The 17243-nt window shown below is 40.0% G+C and carries 12 protein-coding genes; 5 read left to right on the top strand and 7 right to left on the bottom strand.

The window, feature by feature from the left end; genetic code table 11:
* Positions 1–501: 501 nt before the first annotated feature.
* On the top strand, positions 502–2700 hold the full coding sequence (locus C9J46_RS15560; protein ID WP_107291166.1) for an immunoglobulin-like domain-containing protein: 2199 nt from the start codon (positions 502–504) through the stop codon (positions 2698–2700).
* Positions 2701–2916: 216 nt separating this feature from the next.
* Here the strand turns inward: C9J46_RS15560 and C9J46_RS15555 are convergent, their stop codons facing one another.
* From C9J46_RS15555 to C9J46_RS15530, 6 genes are all read right to left on the bottom strand, one after another.
* Positions 2917–5265 (bottom strand): hypothetical protein, encoded by a 2349-nt coding sequence (locus C9J46_RS15555; protein ID WP_107291165.1) that lies wholly within the window; start codon positions 5263–5265, stop codon positions 2917–2919.
* 434 nt (positions 5266–5699) lie between these two features.
* Positions 5700–7190: a DUF4041 domain-containing protein gene (locus C9J46_RS15550; protein WP_107291164.1), complete on the bottom strand. Its 1491-nt coding sequence runs from the start codon at positions 7188–7190 to the stop codon at positions 5700–5702.
* Positions 7191–7755: 565 nt separating this feature from the next.
* Positions 7756–8412, bottom strand: a complete 657-nt coding sequence (locus C9J46_RS15545) for a DUF2268 domain-containing putative Zn-dependent protease (RefSeq protein WP_107291163.1) — start codon at positions 8410–8412, stop codon at positions 7756–7758.
* A 455-nt stretch (positions 8413–8867) separates the two neighbouring features.
* On the bottom strand, positions 8868–9692 hold the full coding sequence (locus C9J46_RS15540) for a hypothetical protein (protein WP_107259947.1): 825 nt from the start codon (positions 9690–9692) through the stop codon (positions 8868–8870).
* A 408-nt stretch (positions 9693–10100) separates the two neighbouring features.
* Positions 10101–10481, bottom strand: a complete 381-nt coding sequence (locus tag C9J46_RS15535; protein WP_107291162.1) for a hypothetical protein — start codon at positions 10479–10481, stop codon at positions 10101–10103.
* Between the two features lie 339 nt (positions 10482–10820).
* Positions 10821–11705 (bottom strand): glycosyltransferase family 9 protein, encoded by an 885-nt coding sequence (locus tag C9J46_RS15530; RefSeq protein ID WP_158259275.1) that lies wholly within the window; start codon positions 11703–11705, stop codon positions 10821–10823.
* A gap of 769 nt (positions 11706–12474) precedes the next feature.
* Here C9J46_RS15530 and glpT point away from each other — a divergent pair.
* Complete coding sequence (gene glpT, locus C9J46_RS15520; protein ID WP_107207103.1) at positions 12475–13842, top strand: glycerol-3-phosphate transporter; 1368 nt, start codon at positions 12475–12477, stop codon at positions 13840–13842.
* A 47-nt stretch (positions 13843–13889) separates the two neighbouring features.
* A complete protein-coding gene (glpQ, locus tag C9J46_RS15515) occupies positions 13890–14951 on the top strand; it encodes a glycerophosphodiester phosphodiesterase (protein ID WP_107291160.1) in 1062 nt (353 codons plus the stop codon).
* A gap of 51 nt (positions 14952–15002) precedes the next feature.
* On the opposite strand, the gene C9J46_RS15510 is transcribed toward glpQ, so the two are convergent.
* Entirely contained in the window at positions 15003–15899 is an 897-nt protein-coding gene (locus C9J46_RS15510) for a LysR family transcriptional regulator ArgP (protein WP_107207101.1), read from the bottom strand.
* 180 nt (positions 15900–16079) lie between these two features.
* Here C9J46_RS15510 and C9J46_RS15505 point away from each other — a divergent pair, with 180 nt between their 5' ends.
* Positions 16080–16703 carry a LysE/ArgO family amino acid transporter gene (locus C9J46_RS15505; protein WP_107291159.1) on the top strand — a complete coding sequence of 208 codons (624 nt, stop codon included), beginning with the start codon at positions 16080–16082 and terminating at the stop codon, positions 16701–16703.
* Between the two features lie 27 nt (positions 16704–16730).
* Positions 16731–17213 carry a YbaK/EbsC family protein gene (locus tag C9J46_RS15500; RefSeq protein WP_107291158.1) on the top strand — a complete coding sequence of 161 codons (483 nt, stop codon included), beginning with the start codon at positions 16731–16733 and terminating at the stop codon, positions 17211–17213.
* Positions 17214–17243: the final 30 nt, after the last annotated feature.

The following is a 17243-nucleotide window of genomic DNA, read 5'->3' as shown; positions in this document are numbered from 1 at the left end:
TGGTACAGCAAGTAGAAGCGCCCCTTCTACTTGCTACCTACTTCTATACCCTCGTTATCCTCTTCCTGTTTTTCCCATGTCACCCACGCTTTTTACATTTATGATTGGTAGATTTCTGTGTAATTGCACAGTAAATGTTACAAAGTGTAACGAGTAAATATTCGCAGTGAGCATTAAGTTATTGTTTTTAATTTCTTTAGGTTATTAGTCATCAGCTGATTTGATCTTCTTGGCGTCAAAAAAGTATCGTTGGTAATCAAAAAAAATATTTTTCTGAAAGCAGGTCTAAATTTTGAACGCTGTTCTATATTGGTGTCGCCAAAAAAATAACGATAGCTATGTCACAAATTTGAACCAATCAAAGACCGATCCCGCGTGCCGTAATAATGTTCTGTTACATCTCACCACTGTGGATTCTCACAAGCTCCGTTATGCTCCACGCATCTTAGGCACTTTTATTAAAGATACATGCCTATCCAATGTCGTTTTAAGAGTAATAACATGAAAAAAACATCTCTATTTGCATTGAGTGCAGTGGCACTGTCTTGCGCAATTAGCTTTACCGCTCACGCGGGTGACAAAATGGTTAACCCTGAAGGCGGGGTTGTTGTGGGTTACTGGCATAACTGGGCTGACGGCCAAGGTTATAAAATGGGTAATGCACCTGCGATGTCACTAAAAGACATTAACCCAATGTATAACGTGGTTGATGTTTCTTTCATGAAAGTTTACGACGTGGCTGAAGGCCGTATTCCGACGTTTCATTTAGATGCGGAAACGGGTTTAACCGAGCAGCAATTCATCGACCAAATTAAAGCGCTTAACGATCAAGGTCGCTCTGTGCTTATCGCACTAGGTGGCGCTGATGCGCACGTTGAAATGAAAACAGGCGATGAGCAAGCATTCGCTGATGAAATCATTCGTCTAACAGATTTATACGGTTTCGATGGTCTAGATATCGACCTTGAGCAAGCAGCGATTGATGCGGCGGATAACCAAACCGTTATTCCAGCGGCACTGCGTATGGTTAAAGATCACTACCGTGCACAAGGTAAAAACTTCCTTATCACCATGGCGCCAGAATTCCCGTACCTAACAGAATCGGGCAAATACATTCCTTACATCACAGGTCTTGAAGGTTACTACGACTGGATCAACCCACAGTTTTACAACCAAGGTGGTGACGGCGTTTACATTGAAGGCATTGGTTGGATTGCCCAAAATAATGATGTGCTAAAAGAAGAGTTCATCTACTACATGGCTGATTCATTGATCAACGGTACTCGTGGTTTCACTAAGATCCCACACGATAAACTTGTATTTGGTATTCCAACCAACATCGATGCCGCAGCAACAGGTTACGTACAAGACCCACAAGATTTGTTTGATGCATTCAAACGCCTTGAAGCACAATCTCAGCCACTACGTGGTGTAATGACATGGTCTATCAACTGGGATATCGGCACGAATAAAGCAGGTCAAGCGTACAACAGCAGCTTTATTAACACTTACGGCCCGTTCATTCACAGCCAAGTGCCACCGGTTGTTCAACCGGGTAAACCTGTGATCATGGGTTTAACGGATGCTCGCGTTCAGCACCGCACAAACTTTGATGCAATGGCTGGCGTAACAGCAACAGACAAAGAAGACGGCACCCTAACATCAGCAATTAACGTATCTGGCTCGGTAGATACACAACGTGTAGGCGAGTATGTACTAACTTACTCAGTATCAGATTCAGACAACAATGAAACCGTATCACCACGTAAAGTAACCGTATTTAGCGCATTACCAACCTTCGCTGGTGTGGCAAATGCAGTTGTGAAAATTGGTGAAAACTTCGATGTCATGGCTGGCGTATCAGCATCGGATGCAGAAGATGGCGATCTAACAGCAAACATCACAGTATCTGGCACTGTAAACACTGCGGTTGCGGGTCAATACGAACTTGTTTACTCAATCACAGACAGCGCAAACCAGACGGTAACTGTAAAGCGTACCGTGATAGTTAACGATGGCTCTATCGTGTGTACTAATCCGTGGAAATCAGATGTTGTTTACGTTGAAGATGATGTAGTAAGCCATAACGGTAAAGATTGGTTAGCGGGTTGGTATACGAAAGGTGAAGAACCAGGCACAACGGGTGAGTGGGGTGTTTGGCGTGAAGCAGGCGATAGCGACTGTGGCGGCGTTGTACCACCACAACCAGAAGCAGATTTCACCGCATCTCTATCGGGCGTAAACAGCAGCTACAAGATCACTAACGGCACTGCGACACTGAACCTGAATTACACCGCGAACAAAGCAAGTTCTGTACAGATTGATGTGATTGACGCAATGGGTTACCCAGTAAACGGCGGTAACTTCACGGCAGATTTTGCCGCTAACAGCGCGATTAAACTGGTACTTAATAACGTAGTGGAAGGTAAACACTCACTACGCATGATCGCCCAATCAAAAGGTGAGCAAGTAGAATCACGTCACCAGTTTGTATTAGAAGATCAAGGTACGGTTGAGCCACCAGTGACCGACGTTCCTGCTTATGAAGCGGGTAAAGCGTACCAAGCGGGCGACCAAGTATTAGGTACAGACGGTAACGTATACCAATGTAAACCATGGCCTTACACGGGCTGGTGTGCAAATGCTTCATACGCACCGGGTTCAAGCCTATACTGGGCTGACGCATGGGATAAGCTATAAGCTTACCAATAGCTAAATAAACGAAAAGCCAGCATGTTAGTGCTGGCTTTTTTGTTTTAGAGAAAGCATTTAACAATATTTATGTGGATTAGCTGAGTTAACTCATTATTGGACAGAAATGTTATAGGGGCTTTGCTAAATTAGCTAGTTACAGATTAGCTACAGTATCGCAAGTTCTGCTCAACGGAAATCAGGAGCCTCAATTTTACAATCCCGTTAAAAGTATATGTGAGCGTCTATCTCTATTGTGACTGCGCCATCTTCATCTTTGAAGTTAAATTCAAATGCGTTATCTATGTGTTCACTGGTGAGCTTTGTCACTCCGTCATTATCTTGTGAGTGTAGTTTTGCTATTGGGTTGCATGAACTTGTGTCATAAATATAGAACGCATCTAGTGGAGCATTAGAGTGAACTAAAAGCCTGTTGATGTTTCTTAGCTTATCAGCGCAACTAGACTCACGGAGGGCTTGCCAGTCTTCGTGACTAATAATGATAGTGTGATTGTCTCTTATGTCGTTAAGGTTAAAGTCGCATATTGGTGACCCAACAGTAGTTATCTGTTGTACAGCAATCTCATTGTGAATGATCTCTATGATGCGGCGATTGGATAAGGCATACCCAACACCAGTATTATCAAGAAATTCTTCCCGACTATGTTTTATTGGGGGTAATTTAATTGGTTCTTTTTTTTGTTTGCAAAGAGTTACATAACTGAGTAGTGGGAACTTAGTCGCTAAGTCAGTACCTTTCATTAAAATCTTGTCAATGTGATTTTGCTTGATTTGCTCGCTGAGTGGTTGTGTCTTTCTCAGCTCTATTAGCTGTTCTTCTAAATACTTTACGACTTTATGAAGGATGGGAACTACTGAATTGTTGAATGCAGCCTCTTCATGTCTGATGTCAAAGTGAGAGCAAAATACCTCAGCATAAGTTGGAGACTGGGCGTAATATATAGATTGCTTTAGTTCACTAAGCATTCTGTTTGTAATTTGAATTGTCTTTTCACTCATGTTTATAGAGCTGGTTATGGTCTCAATACCTGTGTTTAGTTCTTTATCTAGGTTTTGGATACGCCAGCAGTAAAGGGCGTACATCACTAGAATAGGTAAGGCTCGAATGTATGCAATACCAAGCTCCTCTGAGTTTAGTGAGCTATACCCATTAGGTCTTCCAAGCTGTTGGATTACGCTGCTCAAAGAGGTGGGTAGGAGGTTTATGCCTAAACGCATAGCTTTTGAACTCGCAGGGTTGAAGCTTTCATGGCAATCTAAAATGCAGCGCCATTGGTCGTTTTGCGCTAGGGCTCTAAGTGTGTACTGAGCTGTTCTTTTGGCTGTTTGTGCTCCAACTTCCTTTATTATCTCTTCAACCATGTTTTTTCCGAACTCTGAGGCGATTTCTTTTACTTCTTTATACCTCACCGCAGACACGTCAGAGGTTAATGCGTCTTGTGTGTATTTATCTAGGAGTAAGAGAAATTTATTAATGTACTCTTGAGGATTATTATTTAGCAGTTCCTTATGAGTCTCGGTGAAGCTACTCATTTCGTCAAAGTGCTCATAATTGTTGTCACCAAAGAGGCTTGAGAGCTGATAAATCTCACCACTAAAGTAGCTCTCGTAGGAAACAAAGCTTCTGTAGTTATCTATTAATTCGGGTAATAGCTTAGGCTTTTTATCCACCAGAAAATCAATCAGGCTTCGCACATGTCTATCTATAAAGAGGATTGTTTGTGGGCTTTGTATGTCCCATGTGTGTACGCCAATTAGAAAATCAGCTCTCAAAAGCCAGTATTGGTCAGAGTTTAGTTCTTTTATGCTTTCTTCGTAGAGATTCGTACTAAGGCTTTCAAATACATCATAATTTTTAATATTTCTATCGAAGAATAATACTAAGTGCTTGCCATACTCCCTTTGTAAAAATACGTATTTATCGCGACTTCCTGTGTTTCTAGCTGACGTTAAAGTCACGGCTAATTCACCAAGTAACTTCTTTATCGTAACGTGAGAGATAGAGTTACTCTGGTTGGTGTAGGAGTGTTCAATTAGCTTGAACAGCTTTTGCTCTGTTGGTGTTTCGAAATGAGATGTTGAATTTCCAATGTTGAAGCTTGCAATTTGTACAAGCAGTTCGATTTCTATCGCATGACTTGCATCGCTGCAATCAGTCTTTGATAGCTTCGAAATAAGGTGATCTGTGACAATATTGTCTGAACGTGTGGCGAGGAAAACTATTTGTATAAATCTGAACTCTTTGATGAGCAATGTAGACGTGATGAGTAAGAATAAAGTTTCGAATAACAAAACATAATTATCAGAGAAAGTCTTCTTATCAACAGAGCTAACATAAAGTGCAAAACCAATCAGTGTAATCAGCGTGAGGATGAGTTCACGGAAAAGGAATTGAATTTTGAACCCCATTTTTTGTTCGATAGCATCCATGTAGTATGCAGACCCATAGCGGGTTTTTACACGGTTAAGAACCTCAAGGGCTATAGGCATAGTGAATGCGGAGAAAGCAGTAAGAACTGCAATCAGGTGTGTAGTAATACTCAATCTTTCCATTTAGTTTAACTGACCGTTGTTTGCTGGGTTGATTATCTGGGTATTCATAAGTGTGCGAGGTATAAAGCTCTAGGCTCTTCGCAGTTTATGTTTTGTTTATTGGCAAGTAACTTAATTTAAATCAATTACCTATCTTAGATAGGGTTGTATAGGTTGCATGAGAAAAGTGAAGAGAACTTAACATTGTTCGGAAACGTACATCGAGATAATCCATTTTGGGCTGTTCGGTTATTCTGAATAGCTTTTTGTTGTCATACTCTTGCAAGCTCCCTATTTCTTAGAACACACCACAGGTATTAGGAAAAGTAAGTTGTACTCTTGCCTAGATAAGCGATCTGTCAACGAGGTAAACTCGTATTGGGGCAGAACTGAGCTAACTGTATTAGCTAGCTCAATGATGCAGATGCTAAATATTTCTACGATGGCTCTATATTTTAAATGCACTCGGCAAATTCAGATTGCTTTGTCTTAGTTATATCTGTGATAGCACCAAGATCCATTGCTTCTTGTAACTCAGCTTGCTTACGCATTGCTTTAGTTTCATTGAAGTCCTGTGCTACAACAGTTTCAATGAATTCAGCATCATCAATATCGAAATTTTTAACAGCTTGCTTGATGTCAGACAGATCTACTTGGAAAAACTCTTTACGACGATTCACCATGTTCAGACGATTATTATCGAATATACGGTGCAACTCTTTCTCAAGAGAAGGGGCGTCATTGGTGTGAATCATGGCGTGAACATCAAAACTGAATGGTACGGAAGCGTCACCCAACTCCTTTACCCTATCCATTGGTTCAAGTCGACGGGTCATACCAATCTTATAAACATTTTCTCCAAACGAGCCAACATTACTAATAACATAAACGTGACCTTGTTTGGTTTGCTCTGCCATACTCTGTGCACGTTGATGCTTTTGCTCTGCTGCTTCAAGATCAGCCTGTAGCTGTGCGATCTGCTCTTCCAGTTTCGTGCGGGTTTCTTCATTCGCTGACTCAAGCTCTTTTCTGGCTGTCACAAGAGCTTTAGAAAAACGAGCTTCTTCTCTGATGGCTTCTTGTTCCGCTTTTTTTATCTCAGCTTCAACCTTCGCTTCTTCACGCATTTGAGCCTTAATTTCAGCCTGCTCTTCTCTCTCTCGTTGTTTCTTCTCTTTGTACTCGTGCGTCAGGCGAAGTTCTTCAATTTTAAATTGCAGATACTTATTTGAGATGATAATCGTGTTGGATTCATTCAGTTTATTTATTGCTTCAAAGGCCTTATTGATTCGAGCCTCCATCTTGTTGGCATTTTTCCATGTACAGTTGGCGATTGCGGCTTCACATTCATTGTTGAATGCGCGGGCTGTGAGCCTAATGCCTCGGTCAGTCATCTTCTTGCCTTCGACTTTTGAGTTACCTACCGTCCACTCAGTAGTACAGTAAATAGCTCCAGAAGCATCCTTCAGACGAAGAAGGTCTTTTTGACGCTCTTTGCACTCGCGGATTTTCTCTTTAAATTGTTCTGCGGTGTCAAAGTCAAAGTGTGGTTCATAGAAGCCTAGCTCCAGCAACTCAACGTCATCATCATAAATGCCTATCTGATGGATGAGTGAGTCATATATGCCTTTCTTCTCTTTGTAACTCGACTGGAGCTGTTCAATATCATTTGTGACCTTAAGAAAAACTGCATTAGCTTCATCTTGGCGTAATTTGGATGCTTGGTTTCGAATCTTGATCTCTTTATCTACGTTAATGATGCCAGAATATTTTTTCTCGTAATCAGCAAGTGCTTGAGAAGCCTTTACGGTTTCTTGTTTGGAATCTTCGAGTTCTCGCTTTGTGGATTTCAGTCGAGCAATAAAGATAAAAAGCACCACTGCTAGTAGTGCAGAAATCACTAGAAATGGTAGTGGGGGTAAATTTTCGAATGCTGATTGTGGCATTATGATTCCTGATAAGAAAAGCTAAGGCGAAGAGTAACAGGATAACTTGGTGTTATAATGTCATTTAACGCTATTGTTTTTTAATAGAAAAGTGATGAATAAACTACTCTTTCAAGGTGTTGTTTTCGAGTTACTATCATTAACAATCCACCCTTGGATAATTGCCGATGTTTTTAGCTGATAAAGCAGAATTCTCACAGTGTTTTGTCTAGAAATTTAGATATACGTCAGGTTTTATAAAACACTTGGCTATCTTATGTACCACAAGCGGTTTTAGGCTTATAAATGACGACGGTTATTACTTGTCTGGATAGTTGGAACGGAGAGCGTGGCAGGGCAATGATAAGAGAGATAAAGCCCTTATCTGAAAAGCATCATTTCACGCTATAAGAGCAAGGTAACGATTAAGTCACTAATAGCGAAATAAACAAAAAGCCAGCATGGTATATGCTGGCTTTTTGTGAGAGCAGTTTCTATATATTTTCAATCTTTGCTTACAGAGTGCTTGGGTTTATCCAACATGTCGGATAGGCATCGGCTACGCGACATAATTCTTATCTGTCGCTTAACAAGCCGCTTTCACTTTATCATTTAAAAAGTGGGATGGTTCTAGCTTTATCATTTCAGCGTCGGTTGCATTATGATTCTTCGCATATTCAGCAACTAAATTGTATCCAATCCAGTAACCTGCGTATTTCGGGAACTCATCAGGGTGTGAGCCCAAAAACAATTTATCTAATGAAAAGTCTTTTGTGTCTAATAGATGGCTCATTTGTTCTAGTCCGTTGCGCCAATCATAGTTATCGAGCTCTTTAAATAATGACGATGGCTTACCGTTGGTCACCAGATTTTCGAAATGGCACGCTAAACCTTCCATTATTAACTGCTGTGACAAGGTGCCTGTTGGCATGTGAAAACTTAATCTCACTGCATGGTGAAGTTCATGCGCTAGAACTTCAAGAAGCTCTGTCTTTATTATTTCAGCAATATCATCTCGAGAGCTGTCCACTAACAGCTCGACTCTATGCTCACTAAGAGCGTAACCGCCTAAGCCTGACGGGGATTCTTCCCCTGTTTGGAATGGAGAAACAGTAATATCAATCTTTGATAATTCAAGGAATTCACCAATTTTAATAAGGGCACATCCAATCGTGTGCTCCAATAAGTCTGAGTATTGGCTTAATTTTCCAGATGCGTTAAGTATTGTAATTTTTACTGCCAAATCATACTCCTTTGATTAGGCTGGGTTTAAACGAGGACATAACCGCTATTAATGGTGTTGTTTTTGTGTTTTACCATTAACAATTTAATCTCTGCGAATTGCTAATGTTTTAGCCGATAGCACAGACATTTCACAGTGCTTTGTCTATAACTTTAGAGATATGTCAGGTTTTATAAAAAAGAGGTTATCCAACGCGGTGGTAGCGGTTTTGACTTGTAAATCACTATTATTGACGATATGGATAGTTTAAAAAGAGATAGTGGTTAGACGATTAAAAGAGATAAATCTATGTTTTGAAAAACATTATTTCACGCGATAAGAGCAAGGTAACGATTAAGTCACCAACAGCGAAATAAACAAAAAGCCAGCATGGTATAGGCTGGCTTTTGTGAGGGTAATTTCGCTTAAATAGTAAATCTATTTATTTGAACTTACGAAGTAATCATTCAGTACGATTAATTTGTACACATATCACTATCTTTACCCACTATACGCCATACACCCCAATTAGCAGATGCCTCCGGTGTTGGTTCTTCACCTGTGGTATACCATTGGTTATGGTATGACAGGCCATCATGCATGACTTTTTCACATGGCTTATCATAGACTTTAGCTGGATCCCACTCACCTTCTGGTACCGGTGGTACTGGAACGTCTGGTGTGTAATCGCCAATAGAAATCATACAGCTATTGTTTTGGAAATTAACATTAATTTGCTGTGGATGTTCTGGATCAGCCTCGCTTGCAAGCTTAGCAAAAGCACTTTGTGCTTGCGCTGTACAATCGACGCCGCTGTCTTTCATTTGGTCGATACTTGCATCAACTGGCAGTGAAATATGGGTATTTGGTGTCATCCAGTTATTAACGATATTTGCTCCTGCTTTAGAAGCAGAAAGGAACATCTGACCCTGTATTTTTGCATCAGTATAAATCTGGATTTCACTTGTTGGATCAATAGGACCTTTATCCGTTACCGCATTAAAATCACTTCCAATCGCTTTTTCAACATTGCCAATCGCAACATCAAGTAACTGGTAAATAGCTTTACGATCAGAATCATTACTTAACGTAAATGCGTCTGTAGACTTAATGTCTAACTGCGTTAGCGCATCTTTAAATGCTTTGTCAGCTTGAGATGCCGTGACAAAAGTCAGTGCTTCTTTGTCTTTATTTGGCTTGTATGACAACTTAGTCATTGCGAATGCAAATACTCGATTAAATTGCCCTGCTAATAATGACACCTGATTATTAATATTTAATCCTGCATCTTCAAGATTCACGCCGAATAATTGGTCGATATAAAAGGAAACTTGGCGTGGGTAACGGTAATAAGTATCACCCGTTGTATCAGGTGAACCAATTGCGTCTCGGTAATCTTGTGGGCTTAAATTGTAGTTATTCCTATAGTATTTAGTAGATTGACAGACATTACGTGATTCCAGTTATCACTAACGGAAGTGAGCATTATCTGATCCTCGATTTTATATATACTCAGAAAGTTCAGCTGTTTTATGTTTTATAAGCAGCGATACCTCCATATTAAATAAAGTCAAATTAAAGGCTCGGTTTCGTATTAATATCGAAACCAAGCCTTATCAGTCCTTAAATTAAATGCTCCATTTTGTATGGGCCATTTAATTATATTTTGTGATGTTCTATTAAGCATTATTTAGTTATTAATATTTGAACTATTTAGGGGCTGGAAACCCATCCAAATCATCGAACGGCATTATTTTCCCGCTCCATTTCCCCTCTTCTTGTTTTGCGACAACAATGAACTGACCATATGTTGTACCGGGTGATCTGTATTTTAAGGGGACGACAACACCATCATCCATATGAATCGCGCCATCGATCCTTGCAAGCATGCAAATTCCTCTGGTTATATTATCCTGCCTTAATTCAGAAGGTTGTATCTCGCCGAGAAAGTGCTGTTCACAAAATGGTCCTTCTAAAACAAGGTCAACCGTACCTGGCGTACTGTTTAGCACTGTATAGTTTGTATAAGCAGCGAATGATGGAGCTGAAAATAGTAAAAAAGAGAGTGCAACAAAAAGAAGTTTTTTCATCACGTAGCATCCTTAATCAAGATTAGAGAATGGGCGACATGTGTCAAATATACGCAATAGATATAATACATAAATGGTATATAAAATATATGTTTAGGTTTTATATTTGTAGCAAAAATGAGACACCCTAAAGCAAAACGATTGATGAGTGCTATGTTGCTTAGGCTTTTGGTTGTCTTTTGATGATAAGTCGGTGGGGTTGAATCGATGAGGTTGAATCGTTTTTGATGAAAAATTCAATGCGTATTGAAGAAATGGTAAACCGATTCATAGCTTGAGAGCGCTGAATCGGTTTATAAATTACCTGCGTTATAACAAGGTTATATTGAGAAGCATAGCTTAATGAGATTGTTCATTAGTCGTGAAAATTTGACTATTAATTATATCTTCAACATTGCCGGTTAATGCTCCCACATGTTTTTTTGCACTCTGAGGATGCCAAAGCTTGCACTCAAGTTGTGACTCCTTAAATAAACCTATTGTGGGTATATTGTAAGCACTCGCTATGTGAATAATCGCGGTATCAACAGAGATCACGCCTTTTGATTGTTTAATCAAATAAATCGCGTCTTGTATAGAATCTACACAGCAAACACGAGAAACGGGCGCTAATTGGCTTTCCCATTCATCTTTATTTTTTATATAGGAAGGCAAAATAAAGACACAGTTAAATCCATCGTTTTTTAATTTTGTAAGTATATCTATGCTTTTCTTTATACTTAGTGATCTACTGTTACGAGAAGCAAATGGATTAAAAACCAAATAGTCTTTAAGGTTTTTACTATTGATCAGCATTTCCATTTTATCGTTTTCTTTAGCAAAAACCTTAAACAGAGCAGGGGGCTGAGCAAAACCATATGCGGCCATTAGTTTTGACCAGCATTCAGGCTTACTTATGTTATCGTTATTAAATTGTATCGGTGGGTTCTGTATACAATTATGCTGGTAACAATCGTGACCGATAGTTAAGTCGGGCTTTAATGTAAAACCGACGATGCTCCGATGTGGTTTTTCTATAGAAGACACTTCTATTAGTAAATCGACATTACAATTGATCTTCTCTTTTAATATCTTAGGGTATTTATACCATTCTCTTTCTTTGGGTAAGCAAATGTAATTAACCCGAGTGTCATATTTTACAACATCTTCATTTTTCTTCGTACATAAAACAACCACATTGGCTTCTGGCCACTTGGCTTTAACTGCTTCAATAATAGGTGACATTGCGAAGTAGTCGCCTATCTGAAATGTGGCATTAATAAATACATTCGGTTTTTCTGGAAGGCTATTTATTGATGATAATTTGTTTACTCTTCTATTTAGTATGCTAGATATAAGCTTTTTAAGCATAAAATGTTACCGCCCGTAGTAAATATTTATCTACTTCCATTTTGATGACTTTACCTTACTAATGTATATATTGTGCTTTGAAATTTAGGCGTATTCAAAGCGTATTACGTTTTACCAATTTGGGCTTAAATCAGCCAGCTTTTAGCAGCATACGATCATGATGGCCACGCTTTTATCTGCACTTCTAAAATACGCTATTTTAACGCTATGATTCTAAGCATAAAATCATCAATTCGCTCTAAGTATATAGATGATTTGTGATGTACTGCGAAGATTGCTGATTAAATTTGATATTAAAGTTTGTTGACACATTTATAGAGTTGTATTTTTAGACGTTTTAGCTGCATTTTTCTTTCTCTTTACTTCGTTTATTTCTTTCCTGTAATACGACTTCCATTCGATACATTTGATTGTTTTATGAGCGAAATATTTCGCTGTTAATAAAAGCATCATGATTACCTTATATGTTGAAAGCGTGATTTTGTTCTTGATAGGTATATTTTACTGGCAACATATTCCATTTATTAACACTAACTAAACCTTTGTCACAGAAATTTAATTTGATATCCATACAATCCACTTGTTTTCGCTTGTGAGCGAAAATGTTCGTTTTAAGTAATGTATGGATAACAATGAGGCTCTGATGTTTGGGATATTCAAACCGAAGGCGCATATCGCACCTTTAGAAAATAGTAAGGTCGATAGCACCTATTCTCGCCTGCGATGGCAGTTATTTTTCGGTATTTTCTTCGGCTATGCAGGTTATTACCTCGTCCGTAAGAACTTTAGTTTGGCAATGCCATATTTAATTGATGAAGGCTTCAGCCGCGGAGAGCTTGGTGTTGCTTTAGCTGCGGTGTCTATTGCTTATGGTTTATCGAAGTTCTTAATGGGGAATGTGTCAGACCGTTCTAACCCAAGATACTTTTTAACGGCGGGACTGGTTATGTCCTCGTTGGTCATGCTCTGTTTTGGCTTTATGCCATGGGCGACGGGAAGTGTGGCTGCCATGTTCATTTTATTATTCCTAAATGGTTGGTTCCAAGGAATGGGCTGGCCTGCGTGTGGACGTACCATGGTGCATTGGTGGTCTCGTAAAGAACGTGGCGAAATAGTGTCGGTGTGGAATGTTGCTCATAACGTGGGTGGCGGTTTAATCGGCCCTATGTTTATTCTTGGCCTTTGGGCATTTAATGACGACTGGCGAACTGCTTTTTATGTTCCCGCTCTTTTTGCTTTGCTGGTCGCATTTTTTGTTTGGTTAACCGTGCGTGATACGCCTCAGTCATGTGGTTTACCACCAATTGAAGAATATAAAGATGATTACCCTGATGGATATGATAAGTCGTTTGAAACGGAAATGACGGCGAAAGAAATCTTCTTTAAGTATATCTTTAATAACAAGTTACTTTGGTCAATCGCGATTGCTAATGCCTTTGTTTATCTGATCCGCTACGGGGTGTTAGATTGGGCGCCAGTATATCTAAAAGAAGCGAAAGGCTTTTCTGTCGATAAAACATCATGGGCTTACTTCTTGTATGAGTGGGCTGGTATTCCGGGCACCTTATTGTGTGGTTGGATTTCCGATAAGTTCTTTAAAGGACGTCGAGCACCAGCCGGTATTTTGTTTATGGTGCTGGTAACGCTGGCGGTATTGGTTTACTGGTTTAACCCTGCAGGTAACCCAACGGTTGATATGTTGGCGCTTATTGCTATCGGCTTCTTAATTTATGGCCCTGTTATGTTAATTGGTTTGTATGCGCTTGAGCTTGCACCGAAGAAAGCAGCAGGTACTGCGGCAGGGTTAACGGGGTTATTTGGTTACCTTGGTGGTGCGGTTGCAGCAAATGCTGTGCTTGGCTATACCGTTGATCTTTATGGTTGGGATGGCGGCTTTATTATTCTGGTTGGTTCTTGTGTGACATCTATTGTGTGCTTTGTTTATGCCCTATTAGGTGAGCGCGCACTTCATGAACGTAAAGCAAAAGAAAAAGCAGCATTAGCACAATAACCGTATTGAGGGGCGGATTGTCCCTCACTATTTATCAAGGATATATGATGAAAACAATCTCAGTTGGCTTCACTTTTTTAGTACTTAGCTTATCAGCAGGGGCGATTGCAAAGCCGCTGGTTATTGCTCACCGTGGCGCGTCAGGCTATTTACCCGAACATACACTTGAAGCGAAAGCGCTCGCTTATGCCATGAAACCTGATTTTATTGAGCAGGATGTGGTGATGACGAAAGATGATCAATTAGTGGTACTGCATGATCACTATTTGGATCGTGTGACTGATGTTGCTGAACGTTTTCCTGATCGCGCGCGTAAAGATGGACGTTATTACGCGATTGACTTTACGCTCGCTGAAATTAAATCATTAAGGGTGACTGAAGGGTTTAATATCAATGATAAAGGCGAGAAAGTCGCGGGCTTCCCACAACGATTCCCAATGTGGAAATCACACTTTACTGTCCCTACTTTTGCGGAAGAAATTGAATTAATTCAAGGCTTAAATAAGACGTTAGGTTATGACATTGGTATTTATCCTGAGATCAAAGCACCTTGGTTCCATCGCCATGAAGGGAAAGACATCTCTAAAGCGGTACTTAAAGAATTAAAACAATACGGTTATACCTCGCAAAGCGACAAAGTCTACCTGCAATGTTTTGATGCCAATGAGCTAAAGCGTATTAATGATACTTTACTGCCCGAGATGGGCATGGATTTAAAACTTATCCAATTAATGGCTTATACCGATTGGAACGAAACCATGGTTTATGACGGTGATAAAGCAACGCCGTATAGCTACGATTGGATGTTCAAACCAGATGGTATGGCAAAAGTGGCGCAATATGCGGAAGGGATTGGCCCTTGGAAACCGATGTTAGTGGATGATAAATCAACCCAATCGAACATCATTATTAAACCGTTAATGGCGCAGGCAAAAGCGGTGGGGTTAACAGTGCATCCTTATACTTTCCGTGCTGATGAAGGCCGAATTCCGTCATACGCAGAGAGCTTTAATGGCATGCTTGATGTGTTCTACAATCAGGTAAAAGTCGATGGTGTATTTACTGATTTTCCTGATAAAGCCGTGACGTTTCTTAATAATAATAACTAGTGCTACATAAGGGATTGGCCCTCTCAAATGAGAGGGCTTTTTTTGCTGATCTTATTGTGGCAAATGGCTTTGTGCGTAATGAATGATCGCTTGCGATATTTCTTTTAATACGCCCGTTTCTAATTGCCAGTGATGCCAATAAATTTGGTTAGATAAGGAAAAATTCGGTGTTATGTTCACCAGTGTGCCTTTTTCTAATTCTTCGATGATCTGTAATTTGGGGATTAAACAGTAGGCGATGCCGGCAAGAGCCATTTTGATAAAAGCTTCTGAGCTACTGATTTTATGATGGACGGTATTATCAAGATTTACATTAAAGTGCTGGGTAAGAAATTTCTGGTGTAGATCGTCAAACTGATCGTAAGACACCGCTGGTGCTTTGGCGAGTGTTTGGTTATTGACACCGTTTTTGAAGTAGCGCTGGGTAAATTCAGGGCTCGCGACACACACGTAATCAATACAACCTAAATAGTCGGCTCGACAAGACGGGATCGGTTGCGATTCGAGGCTAATTGCGCCAGCCACTTCTCCGCTTTTCAATTTCTCAATCGAGAGGTTTTCACCATAAATGCTTAATGTGATTTCAACTTGTTTTTGTTTCATCACATCTTGCAGTGACGGCAATAACCATGTCGCTAGGCTATCGGCGTTGGTCGCAAGTGAAAGTTGAATAGGGCGTGCGCTGGTATCGTTTTCTAACTCTGGCAATATTTCATGTTCAAGTAATCTAACACGACGATATAACCCCAGCAGTTTTTTGCCTATTGCTGTGGGTTTTGGCGGTTGCTCTCTTATCAGTACAGGTTGAGCTAGAAACTTTTCTAATTGTTTTACCCGTTGTGAAATGGCTGACTGTGAAATGAAGAGGTATTCAGCGGCACGTTCAAAACTCCCTTGATGAATAATCGCATCTAAGGCTTCAATCCATTTGTAATCCAATCCTCGCACTTCACTCTCCTTGCTTATGAGTCTCACCACGTTATATAGGTAACATTACGTTATATAGGTAACACCACAGTTATAAGTATCTCTAATGTTATATTAAAATCATTAATTATACTTATCCATCTAAACCTTTTATCTTCTCGGCTCTTTACGAATATTATTTTGATGCTGCTGAGGTGAATGATGAGTTTTTGGGTTTTATTACAAGGGTTTGGCTTAGGGGCATCAATGATCATCCCGATTGGCGCCCAGAATGCTTATGTTCTCAATCAAGGTATAAAGCGTAATCACCATTTAACGACAGCAACGATTTGCAGTTTGCTAGATACGCTGTTTATTTCCATCGGTATTTTTGGTGGTGGTGCCATTTTGGCGCAACATGACATGTTACTTACCGCTGTCACAGTAGGCGGTATTGCTTTTTTAACCTTCTACGGTTTGTTGTCATTAAAAAGCGCGTTTAAAAAGCACAATGCTGATGAACAAAATGGTGAAGTGGTTGCTCGCGGTCGTCGTGCTGTTATCTTAGGGGCATTGGCGGTGACGGTGTTAAATCCACATTTATACCTTGATACAGTGGTGATTCTTGGTTCATTAGGTGGTCAGTTTGAAGGCAATGACCGTATTGCTTTTGCTGTTGGTACCATCATGGCATCGTTTGTCTGGTTCTATAGCCTGTCGTTAGGCGCGGCAAAGCTTGGGCCTGTTTTATCACAGCCAAAAGTGAAAAAAGGCATTGATCTGTTAGTGGCTGCAATGATGTTTACTATTGCGATCATTCTTGCCAAAGAGCTGATGGGTAAGTAAAAGTAAAAGAAAAAGGGATAGTGATATATGCAATCATTACAAAAAATTTATGCGTTTAATACCCAACGTTTAAAGTCATTGGCTATCCCTTATCGAGAATGGGAACACGAAAGTATTCTTGATTTTGAAACTGATCAAAAAGTGGCAGCGAGACTGGGTTGGATCGGAGTACATACGAAGAGCATCTTTATGAAATTTAAAGATCATGGCTATGCGTTGTATTTGACGGATAAAGATTCGCGAATGGATTCGAAAAAAATAAAGACGTTAATCGGTAAGCGTCCCTCTATTTGTACTGGTGAAGAGATGACTGCCCAGTTAGGGTGTTTACCCGGTGCCGTTTGTCCTGTCGGGCTACCTGAACATGTCGCTATTATTATCGATTCATCCTTGTATGCGTGTGAAGAGTTACTGTATACGCCCGGTATACCGGAAATTACGTTTGGCGTGGCGGGTAAGTATTTAAAACAGTTATTAGGATCGGAATCTAATGCTATTTATGAACTGTAAATAACAGACCAAGATAAATAAATGCCAAGG

The organism is Photobacterium sp. GB-36 (assembly GCF_003026135.1).
Classification (GTDB): domain Bacteria; phylum Pseudomonadota; class Gammaproteobacteria; order Enterobacterales; family Vibrionaceae; genus Photobacterium.
This window is presented reverse-complemented; position numbering and strand designations above follow the sequence as displayed.